The 23,082-nt window shown below is 71.1% G+C and carries 24 protein-coding genes, 1 pseudogene and 1 riboswitch; of the genes and pseudogenes, 15 read left to right on the top strand and 10 right to left on the bottom strand.

Annotated features, from left to right (window positions below):
- The first annotated feature begins 69 nt into the window (after positions 1 to 69).
- From ABFO07_RS21325 to ABFO07_RS21300, 6 genes are all read left to right on the top strand, one after another.
- Entirely contained in the window at positions 70 to 666 is a 597-nt protein-coding gene (locus ABFO07_RS21325; RefSeq protein ID WP_059565701.1) for an ANTAR domain-containing response regulator, read from the top strand.
- An 11-nt stretch (positions 667 to 677) separates the two neighbouring features.
- A complete protein-coding gene (locus tag ABFO07_RS21320) occupies positions 678 to 1,724 on the top strand; it encodes a CmpA/NrtA family ABC transporter substrate-binding protein (protein ID WP_059908432.1) in 1,047 nt (348 codons plus the stop codon).
- Positions 1,725 to 1,854: 130 nt separating this feature from the next.
- Positions 1,855 to 2,457: a uracil-DNA glycosylase family protein gene (locus ABFO07_RS21315; RefSeq protein WP_060350785.1), complete on the top strand. Its 603-nt coding sequence runs from the start codon at positions 1,855 to 1,857 to the stop codon at positions 2,455 to 2,457.
- 40 nt (positions 2,458 to 2,497) lie between these two features.
- Positions 2,498 to 3,283 (top strand): YkgJ family cysteine cluster protein, encoded by a 786-nt coding sequence (locus tag ABFO07_RS21310; RefSeq protein ID WP_347469523.1) that lies wholly within the window; start codon positions 2,498 to 2,500, stop codon positions 3,281 to 3,283.
- 158 nt (positions 3,284 to 3,441) lie between these two features.
- The gene (locus ABFO07_RS21305) at positions 3,442 to 4,362 is read left to right on the top strand and encodes a helix-turn-helix transcriptional regulator (protein WP_059565730.1); all 921 of its coding nucleotides are present in this window, start codon (positions 3,442 to 3,444) and stop codon (positions 4,360 to 4,362) included.
- A gap of 125 nt (positions 4,363 to 4,487) precedes the next feature.
- Entirely contained in the window at positions 4,488 to 5,186 is a 699-nt protein-coding gene (locus tag ABFO07_RS21300; protein ID WP_059810339.1) for a fumarylacetoacetate hydrolase family protein, read from the top strand.
- Between the two features lie 24 nt (positions 5,187 to 5,210).
- On the opposite strand, the gene ABFO07_RS21295 is transcribed toward ABFO07_RS21300, so the two are convergent.
- The gene (locus tag ABFO07_RS21295; RefSeq protein WP_347469522.1) at positions 5,211 to 6,239 is read right to left on the bottom strand and encodes a D-alanine--D-alanine ligase family protein; all 1,029 of its coding nucleotides are present in this window, start codon (positions 6,237 to 6,239) and stop codon (positions 5,211 to 5,213) included.
- 130 nt (positions 6,240 to 6,369) lie between these two features.
- Here ABFO07_RS21295 and ABFO07_RS34775 point away from each other — a divergent pair, with 130 nt between their 5' ends.
- From ABFO07_RS34775 to ABFO07_RS21285, 3 genes are all read left to right on the top strand, one after another.
- Positions 6,370 to 6,507, top strand: coding sequence for a TetR family transcriptional regulator (locus ABFO07_RS34775; RefSeq protein ID WP_196486036.1), 138 nt, complete (start codon positions 6,370 to 6,372; stop codon positions 6,505 to 6,507).
- On the top strand, positions 6,508 to 7,023 hold the full coding sequence (locus ABFO07_RS21290; protein WP_347469521.1) for a GNAT family N-acetyltransferase: 516 nt from the start codon (positions 6,508 to 6,510) through the stop codon (positions 7,021 to 7,023). It begins immediately after the preceding gene.
- A gap of 102 nt (positions 7,024 to 7,125) precedes the next feature.
- Positions 7,126 to 8,472, top strand: a complete 1,347-nt coding sequence (locus tag ABFO07_RS21285) for a leucine-rich repeat-containing protein kinase family protein (RefSeq protein ID WP_347469520.1) — start codon at positions 7,126 to 7,128, stop codon at positions 8,470 to 8,472.
- Positions 8,473 to 8,479: 7 nt separating this feature from the next.
- Here the strand turns inward: ABFO07_RS21285 and ABFO07_RS21280 are convergent, their stop codons facing one another.
- Positions 8,480 to 9,970: a trypsin-like peptidase domain-containing protein gene (locus tag ABFO07_RS21280; protein WP_060015092.1), complete on the bottom strand. Its 1,491-nt coding sequence runs from the start codon at positions 9,968 to 9,970 to the stop codon at positions 8,480 to 8,482.
- Positions 9,971 to 10,199: 229 nt separating this feature from the next.
- The gene (locus ABFO07_RS21275; protein ID WP_347469519.1) at positions 10,200 to 11,672 is read right to left on the bottom strand and encodes a PLP-dependent aminotransferase family protein; all 1,473 of its coding nucleotides are present in this window, start codon (positions 11,670 to 11,672) and stop codon (positions 10,200 to 10,202) included.
- A 135-nt stretch (positions 11,673 to 11,807) separates the two neighbouring features.
- On the opposite strand from ABFO07_RS21275, the gene ABFO07_RS21270 reads away from it, so the two are divergent.
- Positions 11,808 to 13,013 carry a GNAT family N-acetyltransferase gene (locus ABFO07_RS21270; protein ID WP_124490404.1) on the top strand — a complete coding sequence of 402 codons (1,206 nt, stop codon included), beginning with the start codon at positions 11,808 to 11,810 and terminating at the stop codon, positions 13,011 to 13,013.
- On the opposite strand, the pseudogene ABFO07_RS21265 reads toward ABFO07_RS21270, so the two are convergent.
- Positions 12,985 to 13,275: pseudogene (locus tag ABFO07_RS21265) on the bottom strand (DUF3331 domain-containing protein); the annotation flags it as partial. The gene ABFO07_RS21270 and the pseudogene ABFO07_RS21265 sit on opposite strands and share 29 nt — an antisense overlap.
- A 128-nt stretch (positions 13,276 to 13,403) precedes the next feature.
- On the opposite strand from ABFO07_RS21265, the gene ABFO07_RS21260 reads away from it, so the two are divergent.
- Both ABFO07_RS21260 and ABFO07_RS21255 read left to right on the top strand, forming a co-directional pair.
- Positions 13,404 to 13,589 (top strand): hypothetical protein, encoded by a 186-nt coding sequence (locus ABFO07_RS21260; protein ID WP_347469518.1) that lies wholly within the window; start codon positions 13,404 to 13,406, stop codon positions 13,587 to 13,589.
- Positions 13,590 to 13,848: 259 nt separating this feature from the next.
- Complete coding sequence (locus ABFO07_RS21255) at positions 13,849 to 14,913, top strand: 2,3-butanediol dehydrogenase (protein ID WP_322230078.1); 1,065 nt, start codon at positions 13,849 to 13,851, stop codon at positions 14,911 to 14,913.
- Positions 14,914 to 14,976: 63 nt separating this feature from the next.
- Here ABFO07_RS21255 and ABFO07_RS21250 read toward each other — a convergent pair whose 3' ends face one another.
- Together ABFO07_RS21250 and ABFO07_RS21245 are read right to left on the bottom strand one after the other, a co-directional pair.
- On the bottom strand, positions 14,977 to 15,702 hold the full coding sequence (locus ABFO07_RS21250) for a CbtA family protein (protein WP_059889343.1): 726 nt from the start codon (positions 15,700 to 15,702) through the stop codon (positions 14,977 to 14,979).
- 12 nt (positions 15,703 to 15,714) lie between these two features.
- On the bottom strand, positions 15,715 to 15,924 hold the full coding sequence (locus ABFO07_RS21245) for a CbtB domain-containing protein (protein ID WP_017329174.1): 210 nt from the start codon (positions 15,922 to 15,924) through the stop codon (positions 15,715 to 15,717).
- A gap of 47 nt (positions 15,925 to 15,971) precedes the next feature.
- Positions 15,972 to 16,113: riboswitch (cobalamin riboswitch) on the bottom strand.
- Here ABFO07_RS21245 and ABFO07_RS21240 point away from each other — a divergent pair.
- The 3 genes from ABFO07_RS21240 (at position 16,089) to ABFO07_RS21230 (ending at position 18,403) form a co-directional block, all read left to right on the top strand.
- A complete protein-coding gene (locus tag ABFO07_RS21240) occupies positions 16,089 to 16,721 on the top strand; it encodes a histidine phosphatase family protein (protein WP_155629003.1) in 633 nt (210 codons plus the stop codon). It overlaps the preceding riboswitch by 25 nt.
- 60 nt (positions 16,722 to 16,781) lie before the next feature.
- Positions 16,782 to 17,438: a VC0807 family protein gene (locus ABFO07_RS21235; RefSeq protein WP_059889366.1), complete on the top strand. Its 657-nt coding sequence runs from the start codon at positions 16,782 to 16,784 to the stop codon at positions 17,436 to 17,438.
- A gap of 98 nt (positions 17,439 to 17,536) precedes the next feature.
- Entirely contained in the window at positions 17,537 to 18,403 is an 867-nt protein-coding gene (locus tag ABFO07_RS21230) for a CPBP family intramembrane glutamic endopeptidase (protein WP_059986864.1), read from the top strand.
- A gap of 19 nt (positions 18,404 to 18,422) precedes the next feature.
- Here ABFO07_RS21230 and ABFO07_RS21225 read toward each other — a convergent pair whose 3' ends face one another.
- From ABFO07_RS21225 to ABFO07_RS21210, 4 genes are all read right to left on the bottom strand, one after another.
- Positions 18,423 to 19,094, bottom strand: coding sequence for a MarC family protein (locus ABFO07_RS21225; RefSeq protein ID WP_059565687.1), 672 nt, complete (start codon positions 19,092 to 19,094; stop codon positions 18,423 to 18,425).
- A gap of 124 nt (positions 19,095 to 19,218) precedes the next feature.
- Complete coding sequence (locus ABFO07_RS21220; RefSeq protein WP_347469669.1) at positions 19,219 to 20,019, bottom strand: enoyl-CoA hydratase-related protein; 801 nt, start codon at positions 20,017 to 20,019, stop codon at positions 19,219 to 19,221.
- A gap of 38 nt (positions 20,020 to 20,057) precedes the next feature.
- Positions 20,058 to 21,377, bottom strand: a complete 1,320-nt coding sequence (paaK, locus tag ABFO07_RS21215) for a phenylacetate--CoA ligase PaaK (protein WP_060350429.1) — start codon at positions 21,375 to 21,377, stop codon at positions 20,058 to 20,060.
- Between the two features lie 55 nt (positions 21,378 to 21,432).
- Positions 21,433 to 22,989: a 3-hydroxyacyl-CoA dehydrogenase gene (locus ABFO07_RS21210; protein ID WP_059810319.1), complete on the bottom strand. Its 1,557-nt coding sequence runs from the start codon at positions 22,987 to 22,989 to the stop codon at positions 21,433 to 21,435.
- Between the last annotated feature and the right edge of the window lie 93 nt (positions 22,990 to 23,082).

The following is a 23,082-nucleotide window of genomic DNA, read 5'->3' as shown; positions in this document are numbered from 1 at the left end:
GCGCCCGCCTGCGCGCGAGGCACGCGGCGGCGCCGGGCCCGCGGCGGCCCCGCTTGTTCCATTCGCATCATGAGCGCGTCCGCTTCCCCCCTCCGGCTGCGCGTGCTGCTCGTCACCGATACGCAGAAGCCGATCGGCGACCTGCGCGACGCGCTTGCGCGCCTCGGCTACGAGATGCTGAACGAGGTGGCGACGCCGGCGCGGCTGCCGGCGGCCATCGAGGCGCAGCGGCCCGACGTCGTGATCATCGACACCGAATCGCCGTCGCGCGACACGCTCGAGCAGCTCGCCGTGATGAACGCGACCGCGCCGCGCCCGGTGCTGATGTTCAGCCACGACGCGGACCAGACGCTGATCCGCGCGGCGGTCGGCGCGGGGGTCAGCGCGTATCTCGTCGAAGGGCTGTCGGCCGAGCGGCTCGCACCGATCCTCGAGGTCGCGCTCGCCCGCTTCTCGCACGACGACGCGCTGCGCCGGCGGCTCGCCGACGTCGAGCGCGAGCTCGAGGACCGCAAGCTGATCGACCGCGCGAAACGCCTGCTGATGGACCGCCGCAAGCTGTCCGAACACGACGCCTACGCGCTGCTGCGCAAGCGCGCGATGGACCAGGGCATCCGCATCGTCGATGCCGCGCGCCAAGTGCTCGCGAGCGCCCTGCAACCTTGAGTTCTCATGCCATGACGACTTCGCCCCCCGCCGCGCCGGAACGCGCGCACCTCCGCCTCGGTTTCGTCGCGCTGAGCGACGCCGCCCCGCTGATCGTCGCGCAGCGCCTCGGCCTCGGCGAACGCCACGGGCTCACGCTCGAACTGAGCCGCCAGCCGTCGTGGGCCGCGGTGCGCGACAAGCTGCTGTCCGGCGAGCTCGACGCCGCGCATGCGCTGTACGGCCTCGTGTGCGGGATGCAGCTCGGCATCGGCAGCCCGCAGGCCGACATGGCCGTGCTGATGGTGCTGAACCGCAACGGCCAGGCGATCACGTTCTCCGGCCGGCTCGCCGATGCGTACCGCGCGCAGGGCAACCTGCCGGCGGCGCTCGCGACGCTCGGCCGCCGGCCCGTGTTCGCGCAGACCTTCCCGACCGGCACGCATGCGATGTGGCTCTATCACTGGCTCGCGTCGCACGGCGTCGACCCGCTGCGCGACATCCGCAGCGTCGTGATTCCGCCGCCCGAGATGGTCGCCGCGCTCGCCGACGGCGAGCTTGACGGCTTCTGCGCGGGCGAGCCGTGGCATGCGGTGGCCGAGGCCTGCCGCGCGGGCCGCACGGTCGCCGCGACGAGCGAGGTCTGGCCCGATCATCCGGAAAAGGCGCTCGCCTGCCGGCGCGAGTTCGCGGCGCTGTACCCGAATGCCGCGCGCGCGCTGATCCGCACGCTGGTCGACGCGTGCGCGTGGCTCGACGATCCCGCGCACCGCCGCGACGCCGCCGGCTGGCTCGCGTCGCCAGACGCGGTGGGCGTGCCGGCCTCGCTGATCGCGCCGCGCCTGCTCGGCGACTACGGCGCCGGGCCGTTCGCCGCGCCGCCGCTGCCGATCGCGTTTCATGCGCACGGCACCGTGAACCGGCCCTGCGCGGACGACGGCCGCTGGTTCGTGTCGCAATACCGGCGCTGGGGCATGCTCGACGGCGCCCCCGACGCCGACGCAAGCGTCGACGCAATCGCGCACACCGCCATGTATGATGCTGCCGTCGCCGAGAGGGGCGCGACGCACGCCGGCTAGCCCGCGCGTTCAGGAACCGATTGCAGGATCGTGTCTCGAACGCGCCGCCTGACAAGCATCGGGTCGGCGCAGACGCCCCCGGCCCCCGCGCTTCGATGAAGCGACGACGCCCGCAACCCGCCCGATTCCCATGCCGAACCAACCGCACGCGCCGCTCGACGCGCTGCTTGCCGAAATCCGCGCGTGCCGCGCCTGCGAAGCCGTGCTGCCGCTCGGCCCGCGCCCCGTGCTGCGCGCGCACCGCGACGCGCGCATCCTGATCGTCGGCCAGGCGCCCGGCGCGCGCGTGCATGCGAGCGGCATCCCGTGGGACGACGCGAGCGGCAAGCGGCTGCGCGACTGGCTCGCCGTCGACGCGGACACGTTCTACGACGCGACGCGCTTCGCGATCGTGCCGATGGGCTTCTGCTATCCGGGCCGCGGCGCGAGCGGCGACAACCCGCCACGCCCCGAATGCGCGCGGCTGTGGCTCGACCGGCTGCTCGCCGAGCTGCCGGCGATCCGGCTGACGCTGCTGATCGGCCAGTATGCGCAGCGGCATTTCCTGCGCGACACGCGCAAGGCGTCGCTGAGCGACACCGTCGCCGCATGGCGCGACTACGGCCCGGCGGTGCTGCCGCTGCCGCACCCGTCGCCGCGCAACCAGGCGTGGTTCAAGCACCGTCCGTGGTTCGACGCCGACGTCGTGCCCGAGCTGCGCCGCCGGGTCGCCGCCGCGCTCGCGGCGCATTGAACCCTATTCCGATACGCGCCGCCCCAACCAGGAACCTTCAGTGAACGACATCGATTTCGCGTGCACGGCGTGCGGCAAGTGCTGCCACGACCTGCGCCTCCTGCTGACGATCGACGAAGCGATCGCGTGGCTGCAACGCAGCGGCCGCGTCGAGCTGCTGTGCGACGCGATCCCGTGGCCCGTCGAACCCGAGCCGGACAACGCGTTCGCCGCATACAAGCGGGCCCGCTCGACGCCCGCGCTCAGCGGCACGCTGCCGGTGCGCGTGACGACGGTGCTCACCGCGTCCTACACCGGGCCGTGCCCGAACCTGCAGGCCGACATGCGCTGCGGGATCTACGACGAACGGCCGCTCGTGTGCCGGATCTATCCGGCGGAAATCAATCCGTTCGTCGAGCTGGCGCCGGAAGGCAAGAACTGTCCGCCCGACGCATGGCAGACGACGCCGCTGCTGCGCGGCGGCATGATCGTCGACGAGGTCACGCGCCGCGACATCGCCCGCTCGCGCGCGGCGAACGAGGCCGAGGCGCCGCTGCGCGCGCGGGTGTGCGCGGCGCTGGGCGTCGAAACGGCGGCGGTCGCGAACGAAGGCTTCGTGATCCATGCGCCGCCGGCCGACGCGCTGCTCGCCGCGCTGGCCGGCGCGCGCGCGGCGACGGCCGCGAACGATGCGGCCGCGCAATGGACGCTGCTGTCCAATCGCGCGGCGACGGTGGATGCGCTCGCGTCGACCGGCGCGACGGCGACGCTGACGGCCAGCGCGCCCGACGCGCGGCCGCTCGGCTACCTCGGGTTCTATCCGGACGCGGACGCGCCGGCCGCATGACCGGCAGCGGTGGCGCGCCGGCGCGCGCTCACCCGCCCGCCGCCTGCGCAAGCCGGCGGCCCGACGCGGCGGCGGGCTGCGCCCGCGCGGCTTCCTGCGGCGCCGCGATTCGCTGTACCATCGCGGCTCAATCCGCGTCACGAATGGCCGAATCCGCAATGTCCTCCTCCGCCCCGCCGCGCCTGTACGGGATGCCCGAACGCAGCGACCGGCTCGATTTCTACATCCGCGACCAGGCGTCGCGCCAGGCGATCACCGAGCCGCACCGGCACGCGTATTTCCAGATCCAGTTCAACCTCGGCGGCGACACCGAGCAGCGGATCGGCGGCGTCACGCGGCCGTTTCCGCGCGGCGCGCTCGCGTTCGTGCTGCCGCACCGCGAGCACCTGATCCCGCATCCGGAAGGCGCGCACTTCGTCGTGATCAACTTCAGCCAGGCATTCCTGCGCGCCGATCTCGACGTCGATCCGCTCGACCTCGAGGACGTGCCCGCGCACCGTTTTCCCGAGCTGACGCCGTTCCGCTTCCAGGAGCACCTCGATTTCATCCTGACCGGCGACGCGTTCGACGAGGCGCGCCGCCTCGCGCTGTGCATGCTCGACGCCGACCGCGTCCGCACGTTCGGCTCGACCACGCTGCTGCGCGGCTACCTGCTGCAACTGATCGGGCTCGTCTGCACGCAGTATGCGGGCGCGCTCGACAAGCTCGCGCAACGCGGCGCGCAGCGCGCGGGGCGGCGCGACGCGCTCGCGCGCGTGCTGCGCCACGTGCGCGCGAACCTGACCCGCGAGGATCTGACGCTCGCGGGCACCGCCGAGGCCGCGTTCCTGTCGCCGAACTATCTCGCGCACCTGATCCGCAAGGAAACCGGCAGCACCTTCACCGATCTCGTGACCGAGCGCCGCATCGCGCTCGCGCAATCGCTGCTCGCGCACACCAGCCGGCGCATCGCCGAGATCGCGCGCGCGGTCGGCTTCCGCGACGAAGGCTATTTCGCGCGGCGCTTCCGCGCGCGGGTCGGCATGTCGCCGAAGGCGTATCGGGACGCGAACGCCGCGCTGCCGGACGGCGACGCGTAGTTTTGTCCCGGAAAAGCGCAGTTGCGTCGCATTCGGCGCAGTGCGCATCGGGTATCGTTCACGCATGCCGGCCGGGCCACGATGCGCGCGCCGGCCCCCGTCTTCCTTCCGAACGAGGCCACCCGATGTCCGAATATGTCATCGACGCTCCCGAGCGTCCTTCCGTCGAAGTCGACCAGTCGCGCGCGCGCTTTGCGCTGCGCCGCGTGTTCTGCGTCGGCCGCAACTACGCCGAGCATGCGCGCGAAATGGGCGCCGATCCGACCCGCGAGCCGCCGTTCTTCTTCATGAAGCCGGCCGATGCGATCGTGCCGGCGCACGGCACCGTCCCGTATCCGCCGCTCACGAACGACCTGCACCACGAGATCGAGCTCGTCGTCGCGATCGGCCGCGGCGGCCGCGCGATCGAGCCGGCCGATGCGCTGTCGCACGTGTGGGGCTATGGCGTCGGCGTCGACCTGACGCGCCGCGACCTGCAGGCCGACGCGAAGAAGCTGAGCCGGCCGTGGGATTGGGCGAAGGGTTTCGACGCATCGGGGCCGGTGACCGCGCTGCGCCCGGTTGCCGCCACCGGCCATCCGGCCAGGGGCCGCATCTGGCTCGCGGTCAACGGCGAGCCGCGCCAGCAAGGCGATCTCGCCGACATGATCTGGGCAGTGCCGGACGTCATCGCCTATGTGTCGCGCTCGGTCGAGCTGAAGGCCGGCGACCTGATCTTCACCGGCACGCCGGCCGGCGTGGGCGCGCTGCAGCCGGGCGATCGCGTGACGGGGGGCGTCGACGGGGTCGCGCAGTTCGAATTCGTGGTGGGGGCGAAGCCGTAAGGGCGACGGGCACCGCGCCGTGCGTCAGCGGCGCGCCCGGTGCCGCGCGATGCCCGCGCGGCAAATCTGCTCGCACAACTGCGCGAACCCGATGCCGGACGCCCCGGCGGACTGCGGCAGCAGGCTCGTCGCCGTCATGCCCGGCAGCGTGTTGACCTCCAGGCACCAGAGGTTGCCATGCGGGTCGAGCCGGAAATCGGTCCGGCTGTAGCCGTCGAGTTTCAGCAGCGCATGCACGCGCAGCGCGGTCTGCTGCACGGCCGCGACGATGTCCTTCGGCAGGTCGGCGGGAAATTGCTCGCGCACCTGGCCCGCCTGGTATTTCGCCTTGTAGTCGAACACGGCATCCGGCGCGAGGACGATTTCGCCGACGGTCAGGGCACGCTCGCCGAGCACGCCGACCGTCAGCTCGCGGCCGGCAATGAACTGCTCGACCATCACTTCGGCGTCGAAGCGCCCGGCCGTGCGCACCGCGTCGTCGAAGCCTGCCGGATTCCGCACGAGCGACAGGCCGACGGTCGAGCCTTCCCGATTCGGCTTGACGATGAGCGGATAGCCGATCAGCTGCTGCGCCTTGTCGGCTTCGCAGGGCGCCATCAGCCAGTGGGGCGTGCGAATGCCGGCGGCGACGAACAGCCGTTTCGCCATGTCCTTGTCCATCGCGATCGCGCTGCCCAGATGCCCGCTGCCCGTATAGGCCACGCCCGCCTGCTCGAGCATCGCCTGGAAGGTGCCGTCCTCTCCGGTGCCGCCGTGAAGCGCGAGAAACACCACGTCGACGCCGGCCAGATCGTCGAGCGGAAGCAGCGTCGGCATGCCGGCCCGACATTCGGCGAGCGCCTCGGACGACGGCGGCGCTTCGTCCACGCGCGATGCCAGCAGGCGTGCTTCCTGTTCCGCGGAAAGACGGCCGCGCGACGCATCCACCGCGACGACCTCATGCGCCAGGCTTCGCAATGCCGTGATCACCTGGCCGGCGCTCGCCAGCGACACTTCGCGCTCCGCGCTGCTGCCGCCGAACAGCACCGCAACCTTCAGCCTGGAATCTTGCACAGTCTTCCCCGCACAATGAGCAATCGATGGAACGACAAAAGGGTTTTCGCGCCTTTCGAGCCGACAGGCGCTGGACTTTATCGTATACGGATTTGCCTGCATACTTCGCGCGGAGCGCGGGTATCAGGCGGTGGACATCGGCAGGATCATCGACGAAGCCGGTGTATCCCGGATGACGATTTGCGAATACTTCCCGTCGAAGCGCGCGTCCCGATGCCGCTCCCCTGATCGGCCGCCGTCACCCTTCCCTTCCTTGAGGACCGCTTGAATGATCCGGATTGCCACCGTCGATGATGCCGGCCGCCTGGCCGAGCTGAAGCGCGACACGTTCCGCGAAACCTTCGTCGAGGGTTTCGGCATCGGTTACGGCGCCGAAGATCTCGCCGCATACGAAGCCGCGAGCTACTCACCCGAAGTCGTCGCGCGCCAGCTTGCCGATCCCGGGCATCGCACCTGGGTGGTGGAAACGGACGAGCGCGCGCTGGACGGTTACGTGCACGTCGGCCCCTGCAAACTGCCGCATCCCGACGCCAGGCCCGAAGACGGCGAGCTGTGCCAGCTTTACCTGCGACGCAGCGCGCAAGGCACCGGAGCCGGCCAGCGCCTGCTCGATCTTGCGCTCGCGTTCCTGGGCGAACATCGGCCGGGCCCGATCTGGCTCGGCGTCTGGTCCGGCAACGCGCGGGCCATCGCGTTCTACGAGCGGGCCGGGTTCCGGCGGGTCGGCGATTACGAATTCAAGGTCGGGCGCTCGACGGATTTCGAATTCATCTATCGTCGCTGACGCGCGCCGTCGGCCTGCATGCGCCGGCCAGCGCCGGCCGCCGGCTTCTGCACCGTTGCCCGTACAATCCCCGGCAATTGAATTGCACGCTCCCTTCCTTCCGTGACGACGACCCTCGAACAACTGCGCGCAGGCCAGCTTGCCGGCGCCCGCCACCTGAAACTCGCGTGCGGCCTCACCGAGTTTCCGCGCGAGATCTTCGATCTGGCCGACACGCTGGAAACGCTCGACCTGAGCGGAAACGCGCTGTCGACGCTGCCGGACGATCTGCCGCGGCTGCACCGGCTGCGCATCCTGTTCGCGTCCGACAACCGCTTCACCGAACTGCCGGACGTGCTGGGCGCGTGCCCGCAGTTGAGCATGATCGGTTTCAAGGCGAATCGCATCCGCGCGGTTTCCGGCCGATCGCTTCCGCCGCAGTTGCGCTGGCTGATCCTGACCGACAACGCGATCGACACACTGCCGGCGGAACTCGGCAATTGTTCACGGTTGCAGAAACTGATGCTCGCGGGCAACCGGCTGCATGCGTTGCCGGAGACGATGGCGGCATGCTCGCGACTCGAGCTCGTGCGCCTTTCGTCGAACCGGCTGAGCGCATTGCCCGCGTGGTTGCTGCGCCTGCCGCGACTGGCGTGGCTCGCGTATGCCGGCAACCCGTTCAGCGCGGCACGGGAAACAGCCGCGGCGGCCGACTCGGCGATCCCCGAGGTTCAATGGGCATCGCTCGCGCTCGAACAGCCGCTCGGCGAAGGCGCGTCGGGCGTCATTCATCGGGCGCGGCGGCTGGCGGAATCGGACGGCGCCGCGCCGCATGTCGCCGTCAAGCTCTTCAAGGGCGCGATGACGAGCGACGGCCTGCCGGACTGCGAGATGGCCGCCTGCATCCACGCCGGACGCCACCCGAACCTGATCCCGGTGATCGGCAAAGTGAAAGGCCATCCGCTGGACGCGCACGGGCTCGTCATGGCGCTGATCGATCCGGCGTTCGAGAATCTTGCCGGGCCGCCGAGCCTCGCGTCCTGCACGCGCGATGTCTATGCGGACGATGCGCGCTTCGATTTCGCGTCGGCGCTGCGTATCGCGCACGGCATCGCGTCGGCCGCGCGTCACCTGCACGCGCGCGGCATCCTGCACGGCGACCTGTATGCGCACAACATCCTGCATCGCGGCGCGGGGGGCGCGCTGCTCGGCGATTTCGGCGCGGCGTCGTTCTATGACGCCGACGATGCGCGATCCGGATCCGCCTTGCAGCGGCTCGAAGTGCGCGCGTTCGGGTGTCTGCTCGAGGAACTGCTGGCGCGCTGTGATGGCGGCACATCGTCGGCCGTCGGCGCGCTCGAAGCGCTCGCGGCGGCCTGCCTGAGCGAGGACGTCGACAGCCGGCCGCTCTTCGATACGATCGTGTCCACCCTGCATGCGTGGGCGGAGCTGCCGCCAACGGCGCAGTGAGTTACCGCTAACGCGCCCTGACCGACACGAACTTGCGCGCATTGTTGCGCTGGATCAGCACCGCGATCACCTTGCCGCCCTTCGCTTCGAGCATCGCGATGTCGTCCGGCGTTTCGAGCAGCGTGTCGTTCAGCGCGAGCACGACGTCGCCGGGCTGGATGCCGGCCGCCGCTGCCGGCCCGCGCACGTCGTCCACCATCATCCCGACCGCGAGCCCCGTCGAGCGGCGTTCGTCGTCGGTCAGCGGATGCATGGTCAGCCCGAGACGATCGCCGCCGCCAGCCGGCTGCGTAGCAGCCATGTCCGTGCCCGCGGCCGGCGTGCCCGCCCCGGCCGCGCCGCCCGTGACCGTCAGCGTCATCGGCTTGCGGTTGCGAATCAGCCGGAGCGGCACTTTCGCGCCCGGCGCCAGCGCGGCCGTATAGTCGTTCAGTTCGGCCGAGCGGCCGATCGGCTTGTCGCCGAGCTGCACGATCACATCGCCGGGCTTCACGCCGATCGCGGCGGCCGGCGACCCGGGGTCGACCGCGTTGACGAGCGCGCCCGCCGGGCGCGGCAGGCCGAACGCGGCCGCGAGCCCCGCGCCGACATCCTGCACGTCCACGCCGAGCGCATTCCCCGACGCGCTTGCCGACGCGTTGCGCTGCGCCTGCATCTGCGTCTGCAGTTGCGTGCGCACCTTGGCCGCGAGACCGATCGGGATCGCGAAGGTCAGGCTCGCGTAGCGGTCCGCGCCCGTGTAGACCTGCACCGCGATGCCGATCACCTCGCCGGCGCGATTGAACACCGGCCCGCCCGAGTTGTCGGGGTTGACGGCGATGTCGGTCTGGAAGAACGGAAACGCGCCGCCGTCCGGCAGCGTGCGCGCGGTCGCGCTGACGATGCCGGCGGTGACCGTCGTCCCGGTGCCTTCCGGCACGCCGATCGTCAGCACCGGTTCGCCGACCCGCACCTTCGCCGAATCGCCGAGCCGCACCACCGGCAGCTTCGTCGCGTCGATCTTCAGCACCGCGACGTCGCTCTGCGGATCGACCGTCAGCACCGTCGCCTTGAATTCACGGCGATCGGTGAGCCGCACCGTCAGGTCGGTGGCCTGGTCGACCACATGCGCGGACGTCAGGATCATGCCGTCGGCGCTGACGATGAACCCGGAGCCGCCGCCCGACATCGCGCGCGGCGCCGTCTCGGGCGTCGGCGGCTGCGGCGCGCCGCGCCGGAAGAATGCGGCAAGCGGATCGTCGGGATCGAGCGCGGCGAACGACGTGCCCGCCGGCGCGGGCCCCTGCGCCTCCGGGGGCGCGACGCTGATGTTCACGACCGCCGCGCCGTAGCGCTCGACGATCGCCGGAAAATCTACCGGCGCCGCGCGCTTCTCCTTCGCCACGGGCGGCGCCGAGCTCGCCGCGATGGCCGTCGGCTGCAGGCACGGACAGCCGGCACACACTCCCCCGATCAGCGCGGCGCGAAGCACGGCGCGGACAAGCGTCAGGCGAACCACGGTGCACCTCCCCCGGCAGTCGTCGCGCCGCGGGCGCGAGACGCGCGCGCCGCCGACAATCACCCGTACACGAATCCATTTATAGTCCACGCCGCGCGCCAGAGCATACGAATCGCCGCCCCGTCCGCCCGCCTCGCATCGCCCGCAAAGCGGCGGCAGCCTTCGTTCCGGTCAAACCGGCCGCTTCGTCAATCCGCACAAGTCCGACGATGCGCCGCCGCCGGCCCGGTCACGGTCCGCCGAGCCGGTTCGCCAGCGCGGACAGCGTGCGCAGCATCGGCTCGAACGCGTCCGCCGACGTGTTGCCGAAGCCGAGCACGAGCCCGTTGTGCGGCGTCTGCGCATGCAGCGAAAAGCCCGACAGCGCGAACGGCCCGATGCCGTGCGCGCGCGCGGCGTCGACGAGCGCGCGGTCCGCGTAGCGCGGCGGCAGGCGCAAGGTCAGATGCAGCCCGCACGGGCCGCCCTCGACGCGATGCGGCACGCTCAGCGCGCTGTCGAGCGCGGCCAGCAGCGCGAGCCGGCGGTCGCGGTACAACCGCCGCATGCGGCCGAGATGCCGCCCGTACTCCCCCTTCTCGATGAAGTCGGCCAGCGCGAGCTGCACGTGGCGCGCGCCGCCGCGCAGCAGCTCCGGCAGCACGGTGCGCACCGCGGCCAGCAGCGCTTCCGGCAGCACCACGAAACCGATGCGCAGCGCCGGAAACATCGTCTTGCTGAACGAACCGACATAGACGACCGGCGAATCCGGCGCGAGCCCCTGCATCGCGCCGATCGGCTCGCCCGTGTGGCGGAACTCGCTGTCGTAGTCGTCCTCGATGATCCACGCGCGATGGCGGCGCGCGGCGTCGATCAGCGCGAGCCGGCGCGAGATCGACAGCACCGCGCCGGTCGGGAACTGATTGGACGGCGTCGTATAGACGACGCGCGGCGTGCGCTCGCGCCAGTCGTCCGCGTCCGCGCGCAAGCCTTCCGCGTCCACCGGCATCGGCACCACGTCGAGATCGCCGGCCTGCATCGCGGTGCGCGCGCCGCGATAGCCGGGCTCCTCGACCCACACGGTGTCGCCGGGGTTCGTCACCAGTTGCAAACACAGCGCGATCGCGCCTTGCGCGCCCTCGGTCATCACGATCTGCTCCGGGTCGCAGCGCACGCCGCGCGTCACGGCCAGGTGCCGTGCGATCGATTCGCGCAGCGCGGGCTCGCCGAGCGGATCGCCGTAGCCGAGCAGCGCGCGCCCCGTGTGGCGCAGCGCGCGGTCGACCGCATGCCGCCACGCATCGACCGGGAAATGCGCGAGCGCGGGCACGCCCGGCCGGAAGCCCTCGAATTCGGCGGTGCCGACGATGCGGCTCGGGCGGATGCGGCCGAGCCGCTGCGCGACCGCCGGCGGCGCGGCGCGCGGGCGCGGTTCGGTCCGGCGCGTCGGCCCGACCACGCGCGTGCCGCGTCGATCGGATTGCAGGAAGCCTTCGGCGACGAGCTGCTCGTAGACGGCCGTCACCGTGTTGCGCGAGATGCCGAGCGTGTCGGCCAGCGCGCGCGTGCCGGGCAGGCGGCTGCCGGCCGGCATCGCGCCGCCGAGGATCGCGTCGCGCAGGCGGCGCAGCAACTGCCGCTGCAGCGAAGGCGCGCCCGGCGCGCGCGTCAGCGGCGCGTCGAGCTGTGGGGGAAGGTCGGCGGGCGGTAAGGTGGCGTTCATCGGTTGCGTCGATCGTCGGTGCCGCGTGGCACCATAAATTTGCTAAGTGCTGGCACTTTTCATGGTACCTCGCGCCCACTACGATCGTCTTCAAGCCGGTACGTCGCCGGCCGTCACCCTGAAGCGAGATCCACCGTGCCCATCACCCTCAACGCCCACCAACAGCCCGTCGGGCAGCCGCTGCCCGACTGGTCCGCCCGCCCGCGCCCGCAACCCGTCACGCTCGACGGCCGCCATTGCCGCCTCGAGCCGCTCGACGCCGAGCGTCACGCGGCGGACCTGTACGCCGCCTACGCGCAGGCCGCCGACGGCAGCGACTGGACCTACCTCGCGCACGGCCCCTATGCGGACGAGGCGAGCTACCGCGACTACGCGCGCGGCGCCGCCGCGAGCAGCGACCCGCTGCATTTCGCGGTGATCGATCTTGCGAGCGGCCGCGCGGTCGGCACGCTCGCGCTGATGCGCATCGACCCGGCCAACGGCGTGATCGAGGTCGGCTCCGTCACGTTCTCGCCGCGCCTGAAGCGCACGCCGGTGTCGACCGAGGCGCAATACCTGCTGATGAAGCACGTGTTCGACACGCTCGGCTACCGGCGCTACGAATGGAAATGCGACAGCCTCAACGTGCCGTCGCGCAAGGCGGCCGACCGGCTCGGCTTCCAATACGAAGGCACGTTCCGCCAGGCGCTCGTCTACAAGGGGCGCAACCGCGACACCGCGTGGTACGCGATCGTCGACGGCGACTGGCCCGCGCTCGCGGCCGCGTTCGACGCGTGGCTGTCGCCTGCCAACTTCGACGCACAGGGCGCGCAGCGCGCGTCGCTCGGCGCGATCCGCCACGCGCAGGCCAACGAGCGGGCCGCCGCGCGCGACCGCGCGGGCCACGGCGCGGCGCGCGTCGCGGTGCGCCCGCTCGAAGCCGCCGACGAGGCCGCGTGGCGGCCGCTGTGGCGCGCGTACCGGCAGTTCTACAACGCCCCGCTGAGCGACGCGGTGTTCGCGACGACGTGGGCGCGCCTGATGGACCCGGCGGAACCGATGTTCGTGCTCGGCGCGTTCGACGACGCGGGCACGCTGATCGGCATCGTGCACGCGCTGTTCCATCGCTCGTGCTGGACCGAGGGGCCGTATTGCTACCTGCAGGACCTGTACACCGCCGCCGAAGCGCGCGGGCGCGGCGCGGGCGGCGCGCTGATCGACGCCGTGTATGCGCGGGCGCGCGAGGCCGGCGCGAGCCGCGTGTACTGGCTCACGCACGAGACCAATACGACCGCCCGCGCGCTGTACGACCGCGTCGCCACCAACGCCGGGTTCATCCAGTACCGCAAGGATCTCGGGTAACGCCCGCGCGCGGCACCGACGCCGGGCGGATCATCTCGTCGCCGTTCACCGGCGCGGGCCGCAGCACGGGCCGGAACACCGGTTCGCCCGGTGCGATCGGCTGCCCGGAAATCGCGCAGCGGCCCGGCCGGGCGGCTGCGCGCAGCCGCCAGCGCTGCTCGCCGTAATGACAGCGGCCGCTTTCGACCCATCTGATCAGCAAAGCGTCGTCACCGGCCTCCAGGATCGTGACGAAGAGCTGCGGCCGCAGCGGCGAAATCACGCGGTCGGCGCGCTTGTGCGTCGATCTCCGCGCGTCGCCGATCGGGCTTTCGGTGAAATTCAGCATGCTCGACGGATTTCCATGGAGTGAACGGATGGGCCGCGAACGACCGGCGCACATGATACGAATTGAAGTTCACTTCAAGTAAAGGGGCTGTGCGCGCAACGGGGCGTTTCACGGCTCACGCGGATGCCGATGCCGATACCGATACCGATGCCAATGCCAATGCCAATGCCAATGCGAATGCCGATACCGATACCGATGCGGCTGTCAGGCCGGTGACGGGCCGCCCCCGCTCCGTCTCACCCCGGTGAGACGAACGTCCCGCGCGTCTCACCCGCCGCGCGCCTTTGCGAAGCACAACAGGTTCCCCATGGCCACCCGCCCGCCGCATGCACGCGCAACGCCGCACCGATGACGCAGCGCACCGCCACCACCGCGCGCACCACTGGCACCGTTCCTGCATACGCATCGACCGCGCCACCGCGCGCCCGCCGCGACCGCGATTCGCGCCGGCCCCCAACCTGACGGAGACACCCTGTGAGCACACCCGCATCGGCAGTTCATTCCAGCATGAAGGCCGCGGTCTGGCGCGGCCGCCGCGACATCCGCGTCGAGGAGGTGCCCGTTCCGGGCCAACCCGCCGCGGGCTGGGTCACGATCCGCGTGCACTGGTGCGGCATCTGCGGCTCGGACCTGCACGAATACGTCGCGGGCCCGGTCTTCATCCCGGTCGACGCGCCGCACCCGCTGACGGGCCTGAAAGGCCAGTGCATCCTCGGCCACGAATTCAGCGGCGAGATCGCGGCGCTCGGCGCGGGCGTGACGGGCTTCGCGCTCGGCGAGCGCGTGACGGCCGACGCGTGCCAGCATTGCGGCACCTGCTGGTATTGCCGGCACGGCCTGTACAACGTCTGCGAGAACCTCGCGTTCACCGGGCTGATGAACAACGGCGCGTTCGCCGAATTCGTGAACGTGCCCGCCGAGCTGCTGTACAAGCTGCCCGACGGCTTTCCGACCGAGGCCGGCGCGCTGATCGAGCCGCTCGCGGTCGGGCTGCATGCGGTGAAGAAGGCCGGCAGCATCGTCGGCCAGACGGTGGTCGTGGTCGGCGCGGGCACGATCGGCCTGTGCACGATCATGTGCGCGAAGGCGGCCGGCGCCGGGCGCGTAATCGCGCTGGAAATGTCGGCGGCGCGCAAGCAGAAGGCGCTGGAGGTAGGCGCGAGCGCGGTGATCGACCCGAAGGAAACCGATGCGCTCGCGCAGGTCAAGGCGCTGACGGGCGGCTACGGCGCGGACGTGTCGTTCGAGTGCATCGGCCACACCGCGACCGCGAAGCTCGCGATCGACGTGATCCGCAAGGCCGGCAAGGCCGTGATGGTCGGCATCTTCGAGGAACCGGGCGCGTTCAACTTCTTCGACCTCGTGTCGACCGAGAAGGAAGTGATCGGCTCGCTCGCGTACAACGGCGAATTCGCGGACGTGATCCGCTTCATCGCGGACGGCCGCATCGACGTGCAGCCGCTGATCACCGGACGGATCGCGCTCGGCGACATCGTGTCGCGCGGCTTCGAGGAGCTGGTCAACCACAAGGACCGCAACGTGAAGATCATCGTCCGGCCGACGGCCGGCTGACGTGCGCGCCGGGGCCGGCCGCCCATCGCCGGCCCCGGCGCGCCGCCGCAATCGCGCGGCGCGTTACGCGCGCGAGCCGACCAGCCCGCTGCGCTCGGCGAGCGCGCCGAACAGCAGGCCGATCGTCGTCCACATCACGGCCTGCATGCCGATCGCGGCCACGCGGAATTTCCACAGCAACGCGGCCGGGAACCCGTCGGGCACTTCGTTGAAGTCCGGCAGCGCGAACTGCACGAGCGCGATCAGCACGACGAACACGAGCCCGCCGCCGATCGACGCGTTCCATTCGCCGACGCGCGCGGCCAGCTGGCGGCGCACGCCGAGCGAGAACACCATCGCGGCAATCGAGATCGCGATCATCAGGAAGAACAGCCCCGTGCGCACGCCGATCGTTTCCGGATCGCCGACCGCCGGCGGATTGGCCGGGTATTTGAGGTTCGGCACGACGACCAGCGCGACGAACGCGGCCAGCGCGAGCCATGCGGACAACGCCCGCGCGCCGAGCTTCCCGACCCGCCCGTACGCATACGCGAACGTCAGTGCGAACAGCCCGCCGAACGCGGCCCCGTACGTGACGACGGCGGTCAGCAGGCCGACGCCGGCCTGCGTGTCACGGCTGACGAGTTCGGCTTCCGGCTCGTCGCCGTGCGAATGGGCTTCGCCATGCTTCTCTTCGAACGCGATCGCCTGGCTGACGTGCGGCTCCCCGGCCACCCTGGCGAAACCGAACGTGAGCAGACCCGCGGCAATGCCCGCGAGCATGCCGCGTACCAACAGCTTTCCGACCATGAACGCCCCCTGTCAGTGGCAAGGAAAGCCGAGCAGATGGCGGCCGTCGTGAACGAACTCGTGGACGAACATGCCGGGAATCAGCGACGTCGCGCCCTCTTCGGCGCCGACGAAGTACAGCGCCAGCAACAGGAGCAGGCCGCCGAACACGGCCCACGGCAGGAGTTCCCGGACGGGAATGGGCGCCGGTGCGACAACCGGCTTGAGAACTGCGTCGCTCATGATGAAACCTCCAGGGGGGAAAGCGCGCCCCGACGAACGGTTGAAGAATGACAGTGGCGACGAAGGCAGGTCTGGCTTTCGGAAACGTTGGCGACCGATTACAGTGGCGCGACCGCGCCGGATTCACACCGGCTTCCGCACTTCGCAACGGGGGGATTGTACGCGTGAACGTTCCGGATCAGAAAGCGTCGCGCCGCACGCCGTCGCCGCAGCGTACGCAGGTGCTGCTGATCGCCCATGCCGCGACGCAGGCCATGCGCACGGGCACGTTCCCCGACGACGACGCGCTGGACGCGCACGCACTCGCGCAGGTCGCCGATGCACGCGCGCGGTTGCCGCAGTTGCAATATCCGCCCGGCGCGACTGCGCTATGCGGCCCGGCACGCTGCGCACGGCAAACCGCCGCCGCGCTGGCGCTGCCGGCGGCCATCGAGCCGGCGCTGGCCGACTGCGACTACGGCGCGTGGCGCGGCCGGCGTCTCGCCGACATCGCGCACGACGCGCCCGCGCAGCTCCACGCGTGGCTGACCGATCCGGCCGCGTCGCCGCACGGCGGCGAATCGTTCGACGCGGTGCGGCACCGGGTCGCCGCGTGGCTCGACCGGCTGCCGGCCGGCAACGTCGTTGCGATCGCATCGGCCGCGGTGATCCGCGCGGCGCTTGCGCACGCGGCGTGCGCTGCGCCGGAATCGGCGTGGCGCGCGGACGTCGCGCCGCTGTCGACGGTCGAGCTCGCGCGCGATGCGCACGGATGGTCGGTCGTATCCGGGTTCCCGCCCCGTGCAAGCGGCGATTGAATGCCGATATACTCGATCGCATCTGATTCGAGTTTCCGAACCCGTCTCATGGAACCTCCCGTGAAACCGCGCGCCGGCCTGCTCCTCGAACTCGTCGTCAACCTGCTGCTGCCGTGGGTCGCGTACCGGATCGCCCATCCGTACGTCGGCGAAGTCGGCGCGCTGTACGCGTCGGCGATTCCGCCGGTCGTCTGGTCCATCGTCGAATTCATCCGCACGCGCCGCGTCGACGCGGTGAGCGCCGTCGTGCTGTTCGGCATCGCGCTGTCGATCGTCGCGATGGCGCTCGGCGGCAGCCCGCGCGCGCTGCTGATGCGCGAATCGCTCGCGTCCGGCGCGATCGGCATCGTGTTCCTGCTGTCGCTCGTGCGCGAACGTCCGCTGATCTTCTATCTCACGCGCGCCACCGTGGCCCGCGGCATGGCGGGCGGCGCCGCGCGCTTCGAATCCGCGTGGGACGAGCAGCCCGTGCTGCGGCAGACGCTGCGCCTGATGACGTTCGTCTGGGGCGCCGGGATGAGCCTGGAAATGCTGTTCCGCTGCTGGATGGTGGTGAACTGGCCCGTCGAGCGCGTGCTGGTCGTTTCGCCGATCACCGGCTATGCGGTGTTCGGCGGCCTGCTGGTCTGGACGTTCTGGTACCGGCGGCGCATCCGCGAGCGCAGCAGCGTCGACATCCCGAACCGCGACGGTTTCACCGAAACCGCCGGCCGCTGACGGCCGCGCGGCGCGCATGCGCCGGCCCGCCCCATTCTGCGGCCGAACCTGACGGTCCTGTATGATGCGCGGCGTCTTGTCTGATCAATACGCCGCTCATGTCCGTTACGACCCTCCCGTTCATCGCGACCTGGATCGCCCTGTTCGCCGCCGCGGCGCTCGCCTGGTGCCGCCCGCTGCGCATGGCCAGCCTGGTGCTCGCGGCCGTCGGCTATGCCGGCGCGCTCGCGCTCGGCCAGCTCGCGCCGCTCGCGCTGGTGCCGTTTGCGGTGCTCGCGCTGGCCGCGTGGGGCGTGTCCGCGGCGCGCCCGCCCGCGGTGCGCGTCGCCGCGCATGTCGTATTCATCGCCGTCGCGGTCGCGCTGAGCCTGCACCTGCTCCCCGGCTTCCATAACCCGCGCGTGATCGAGCCGACCCGCTTCACGCCCGACGCCGCGCCGTTCACGATGTACCTGAATCTCGACAAGCCGCTCGTCGGCCTGTGGCTGCTGTGGGTGCTGCCGTGGGTTCATCCGCGCATCGCGCTGTCGCGCGCGTGGCGCACGGGCGTCGTCGCCGCGCTCGCGACGTCCGCGGCGTGCCTCGCCGGCGCCACCGCATTCGGCATGGTCGGCTGGGCGCCGAAGTGGCCGGCGGCCGGCTGGCTGTGGCTCGCGAACAACCTGCTGCTCGTGACGCTCGCCGAGGAGGCGCTGTTTCGCGGCTACGTGCAGGGCGGGCTGACGCGGGTGCTGGCGGGGTTCGCGTGGGGGCCGTGGGCGGCGCTCGCGGTGGCCGCGGTGCTGTTCGGCGCCGCGCACGCGGCGGGCGGCTGGCCGTGGATCGTGCTCGGCACGGTGGCCGGCGTCGGCTACGGCCTCGCGTTCCGCCGCGGCGGCCTGTTCGCGGCCGCGCTCGCGCACGCCGGGCTGAACGCAATCCACTTCGGCCTGTTCACCTACCCGATGCTGGCTGCCGCGCGCTGATGCGCGGCCGATGGCGGGCTTACTTGATCTGGTCGGCGATCGGCTGCAGGAATTCGGAGAAGCCGGTCAGCATGATCTGCACGCCGATGCACAGCAGCAGGAACGCGGACACGCGCATCGCAACCTTGGTGCCTTCGGTGCCGAGATAGCGCGCGAGGAACGCGGAGCGGCTGTAGGTCTGCCAGATCACCACCGCGACGAGCGCGGACACGGCCAGCGACACGATGCTCGACAGCATGAATTCCGACAGCTTGTGCGTGCGGTTCGCGTTCAGCGCGATCGCGGTCGCGATCGAGCCGGGGCCGGTCGTCAGCGGCATGGTCAGCGGGAAGAATGCGCGCGTCATGATCGCGTTCGCGTCGATCGGCTTGACGGGCGTGTCGCCGCCGCCCGGCACGTCCGGCTCGTTCAGCATCCGCCAGCCCGACACGGCCACCGCGAAGCCGCCGCCGATGCGCAGCGCTTCCATCGAGATCCCGAAGAAATGCAGCACCGGCGTGCCGGCGAAGAACGCGACCATCAACACGATGAACGAGTTGAACGCGACCTTCTTCGCGAGCATGTCGCGCTCGTGCTCGGTCAGCGATTCGGTGCGTTCGAGGAACAGGAACGCGATGCCGATCGGATTGATGATGCCCATCAGGCCGGTGAAGCCGAACAGGATCTCGGAGATAAGGCGGTTGACGATCATCGGGCAGGGAACGGTCAAGGCATAACCGGCGGGCGTGCCGGGGGTCACGCATTGTAGAGCAAGCCTTTCCGTTTGCGGGACGGGCGGGACGGACGACACGCCCGCCCGCGCCGCCCGGCGCAGCTTACGCGTCGCCGGCCTCCCAGGCCGGCGGCCGCTTCGCGAAGAACGCCGCGAAGCCCTCCTTCGCCTCGGCCGTCGCGCGCACGCGCGAGATCGTCTGCGCGGTGAACGTCGCGCGCGCATCGGACGGCGGATACTCGCCGATCGCGTCGAAGAAGCGCTTGATCTCCATCAGCGCGTTCGAGCCGTTGCGGCCCAGCTCCGCGAGCGTCTTGCCGAGCGCGTCGTCGAGCGCGTCGAGCGGCACCGCCTGATGAATCAGCCCGATCTCGACCGCCTCGCGCGCGGTGAGCTGGGTCGCGGTCAGCGCGAGCCGGCGCGCCTGGCGCTGGCCCACCGCCTCGACCAGATACGGGCCGATCACGGCCGGCAGGATGCCGAAGCGCGCCTCGCTGACGGCGAAGCGCGCATGCTCGCTCGCGATCACGATGTCGCACGCGGCGCACAGGCCCACGCCGCCGCCGAACGCGTGGCCCTGCACGCGCGCGACCGTCGGTTTCGGGCACTGCCGGATCGCGCGCATCATCGCCGCGAAGCGTTCCGCGTCGCGCAGGTTCGCGGCCGCGTCGTTCGCGCTCGCGCGCTGCATCCATTGCAGATCGGCGCCCGCGCAGAACGCGCGGCCGTCCGAGAGCAGCACGATTGCGCGCACGTCGTCGCGCGCGCCGAGCACGGTGAACGTGTCGGTGAGTTCGGCGATCATCGTTTCGTCGAACGCGTTGAGCACGTCGCCGCGCGCCAGCGCGACGGTCGCGATGCCGCGCGCATCGACGGCCACGGTCAGGGTCTTCAGTTCATCGATCTTCAAGCGGGGTTCCTCGTTTTTGCGGGTATCGGGCGTCATGCGGCATGGCGCCGGTCGATCACGCGCCGGGCCTTGCCGGTCGCGGTCGCCGGAATGCCGCCGGCCGGCAGCACCGTCACGCCGGCGGACACGCCGACCATTGTCTTGATCCGGTGCTGCAGCTCGCGCGCGATCGCGCGGCGATCGCCGTCCGCCACGTTCGCGGCCTCCGAGCGCAGCTCGACCGCGAGGTCGAGCCGGTCCATGTGGCCGTCGCGCGAGATCGTCAGCTGGTACTGGCCGGACAGCGCCGGCAGCGCGACGACGAGCTCCTCGATCTGGCTCGGGAACACGTTCACGCCGCGGATGATCAGCATGTCGTCGGAGCGGCCGGTGATCTTCGCGAGGCGGCGCATCGCGCGCGCCGTGGGCGGCAGCAGCGCGGTGAGGTCGCGCGTGCGGTAGCGGATCACCGGCATCGCCTCCTTCGTCAGCGACGTGAACACCAGTTCGCCTTCGCTGCCGTCCGGCAGCACCTCGCCCGTCACGGGGTCGATGATCTCCGGGTAGAAATGGTCTTCCCACACCACCGGGCCGTCCTTGGTCTCGATGCACTCGCACGCGACGCCCGGGCCCATCACCTCGGACAGCCCGTAGATGTCGAGCGCGTCGATGCCGGCGCGCGTCTGCACTTCCTCGCGCAGCGCCTGCGTCCACGGCTCCGCGCCGAAAATGCCGATCTTCAGCGACGATTCGGCCGGGTCCATCCCCTGCCGCACCATCTCGTCGATCAGGTTCAGCATGTACGACGGCGTGACGAGGATGATCTTCGGCTCGAAATCGCGGATCAGCTGCACCTGCTTCTCGGTCTGCCCGCCCGACATCGGCACGACCATGCAGCCGAGCCGCTCCGCGCCGTAGTGGATGCCGAGCCCGCCCGTGAACAGCCCGTAGCCGAACGCGTTGTGCAGCGTGTCGCCCGGGCGCCCGCCCGCCGCGCGGATCGAGCGCGCGATCAGGTTCGCCCAGGTGTCGATGTCGCGCGCCGTGTAGCCGACCACGGTCGGCTTGCCGGTCGTGCCGCTCGACGCGTGCACGCGCACCACCTGCTCGCGCGGCACCGCGAACAGCCCGAACGGGTAGTTGTCGCGGAAGTCGGTCTTCGTCGCGAACGGGAATTTCGCGAGATCGGCGAGCGTCTTCAGGTCGTCCGGATGCACGCCCGCCGCGTCGAACGTGCGGCGGTAGTGCGGGACGTTGTCGTACGCGTGGCGCAGCGACCACTTGAGCCGCTCGAGCTGCAACGCCTGGAGTTCGTCGCGGCTGGCGGTCTCGATCGGGTCGAGCGCGGCCATCGGGTGCGTCGGGGTGTTCATCGGGGGCTCCTCCAATGGAGAGTGATGTCGTTATCGTGTTCGGGGCGGCGCGCCGCTAAGCGTGGAACCCGCGGCCGGCCGCGTGCAGCGCCGCGATGCGCGGCGACACGCGGTAGCGGTCCTCGCCGTAGCTCGCGGCCAGGTGCGACAGCACGCGATGCACGCGCGCGACGCCGATTGCGTCCGCCCAGGCGAGCGGGCCGCACGGATAGTTGACGCCCTTTTCCATCGCGAGATCGAGGTCGGCGGGCGAGCACACGCCCTGGTTCACCGTGTCGGCCGCTTCGTTCGCGAGCATCGCGACGGTGCGCATCACGACCATGCCCGGCACGTCCGCAAGGCCGATCACGCGATAGCCGGCCTGCTGGAACAGGCCGACCGCGTCCGCATAGGCCGCGTCGCTGCACTGGAGCGCGCGGGTGAGCGCGACGAGCCCGGCCTGCGCGTAATCGCGCGCGAGGTCGACCAGCACGAGATCGGCCGTGCCCGTTTGCGCGGCGCGCCCAGTCGCGGTGCGGCCGTCGGTCAGCGCGATCGATGCGCGGCCGGCTGTCGCGAGCAGGTCGTCGGGATGCGCGAGCGCCTGCCGCGCGCCGGCAATGCGCTCGACGAAGCGCGCATGCAGCGCGGCGGCCGGGCCGGCCTGCGCGAACAGCGTGACGGCGCCCGGCGCGTCGCGCGGCGGCTCGACGTCCGGTGCCGGCGGCGCCGCGCCGTCCGCGTACGAATAGAAACCGCGGCCGGACTTGCGGCCGAGGAAGCCCGCATTGACGAGCTCCTGCTGGATCAGCGACGGCGTGAAGCGCGGGTCGTTGAAGTACGCGCGGAACACCGACTCGGTCACCGCGAAGTTCACGTCGTGACCGATCAGGTCCATCAGCTCGAACGGCCCCATCCGGAACCCGCCCGCTTCGCGCATCACCGCGTCGATCGACGCGGGCGCGCCGCCCTGCTCGTTCAGCACGCGCAGCGCTTCGGCGTAATACGGCCGCGCGACGCGGTTGACGATGAAGCCCGGCGTCGACTTCGCCATCACCGGCCGCTTGCCCCACGCGGCGGCGGTGTCGTACAGCACCTGCGCGACCTCGGGCGCGGTCGCGAGCCCGCTGACCACCTCGACGAGCGCCATCAGCGGCGCCGGGTTGAAGAAATGCAGCCCGGCCACGCGCTGCGGCACGCGCAGGCCTGCCGCGATCGACGTGATCGAGATCGACGACGTGTTGGTCGCGAGCAGGCACGCATCGTCGACATGGCGTTCGAGCGTCGCGAAGATCTCGCGCTTCACATCGAGCCGCTCGGCCGCCGCCTCGACGATCAGCGCGGCCGGCGCAAGCGCGTCCAGCGCGCGCACCGCGCTCAGCCGGTTCGCCGCGGCATCCGCCTGCGCCGGGTCGAGCCGGCCCTTTTCCGCGAGCCGCGCGAACTGCGCGCGGATGCCGGCGAGCGCCTTGTCGCAGGCCGCCTCGTTCAGGTCGTACAGCAGCACCGTGTGGCCGGCCGCCGCCGCCACCTGCGCGATGCCCGCGCCCATCGCGCCCGCGCCGATCACGCCGACGACCGCCGCCGGCGCCAGCGCGCCCGAGTACACCGATTGTGCAGAGGAAACAGCCATCGCTTGCGATCCGTCAAGGAAGTGGGAATGTCGGCGATTATAAACCGACCGGTCGGTAGCTTTATGTCAGGGCGAGCCCGAATTCGTCGCGCA

Source organism: Burkholderia stagnalis (assembly GCF_039848545.1).
Classification (GTDB): Bacteria; Pseudomonadota; Gammaproteobacteria; order Burkholderiales; family Burkholderiaceae; genus Burkholderia; species Burkholderia stagnalis.
This window is presented reverse-complemented; position numbering and strand designations above follow the sequence as displayed.

What these genes read in the sequence shown, in the direction of transcription:
- ABFO07_RS21245 (WP_017329174.1), bottom strand. Translation starts at nt 15,924, where the DNA reads ATGAGCGACGCAGTTCTCAAGCCGGTTGTCGCACCGGCGCCCATTCCC.
- ABFO07_RS21325 (WP_059565701.1), top strand. Translation starts at nt 70, where the DNA reads ATGAGCGCGTCCGCTTCCCCCCTCCGGCTGCGCGTGCTGCTCGTCACC.
- ABFO07_RS21210 (WP_059810319.1), bottom strand. Translation starts at nt 22,989, where the DNA reads ATGGCTGTTTCCTCTGCACAATCGGTGTACTCGGGCGCGCTGGCGCCG.
- paaK (WP_060350429.1), bottom strand. Translation starts at nt 21,377, where the DNA reads ATGAACACCCCGACGCACCCGATGGCCGCGCTCGACCCGATCGAGACC.
- ABFO07_RS21305 (WP_059565730.1), top strand. Translation starts at nt 3,442, where the DNA reads ATGTCCTCCTCCGCCCCGCCGCGCCTGTACGGGATGCCCGAACGCAGC.
- ABFO07_RS21250 (WP_059889343.1), bottom strand. Translation starts at nt 15,702, where the DNA reads ATGGTCGGAAAGCTGTTGGTACGCGGCATGCTCGCGGGCATTGCCGCG.
- ABFO07_RS21315 (WP_060350785.1), top strand. Translation starts at nt 1,855, where the DNA reads ATGCCGAACCAACCGCACGCGCCGCTCGACGCGCTGCTTGCCGAAATC.
- ABFO07_RS21300 (WP_059810339.1), top strand. Translation starts at nt 4,488, where the DNA reads ATGTCCGAATATGTCATCGACGCTCCCGAGCGTCCTTCCGTCGAAGTC.
- ABFO07_RS21255 (WP_322230078.1), top strand. Translation starts at nt 13,849, where the DNA reads ATGAAGGCCGCGGTCTGGCGCGGCCGCCGCGACATCCGCGTCGAGGAG.
- ABFO07_RS21230 (WP_059986864.1), top strand. Translation starts at nt 17,537, where the DNA reads ATGTCCGTTACGACCCTCCCGTTCATCGCGACCTGGATCGCCCTGTTC.
- ABFO07_RS21290 (WP_347469521.1), top strand. Translation starts at nt 6,508, where the DNA reads ATGATCCGGATTGCCACCGTCGATGATGCCGGCCGCCTGGCCGAGCTG.
- ABFO07_RS21275 (WP_347469519.1), bottom strand. Translation starts at nt 11,672, where the DNA reads ATGAACGCCACCTTACCGCCCGCCGACCTTCCCCCACAGCTCGACGCG.
- ABFO07_RS21225 (WP_059565687.1), bottom strand. Translation starts at nt 19,094, where the DNA reads ATGATCGTCAACCGCCTTATCTCCGAGATCCTGTTCGGCTTCACCGGC.
- ABFO07_RS21320 (WP_059908432.1), top strand. Translation starts at nt 678, where the DNA reads ATGACGACTTCGCCCCCCGCCGCGCCGGAACGCGCGCACCTCCGCCTC.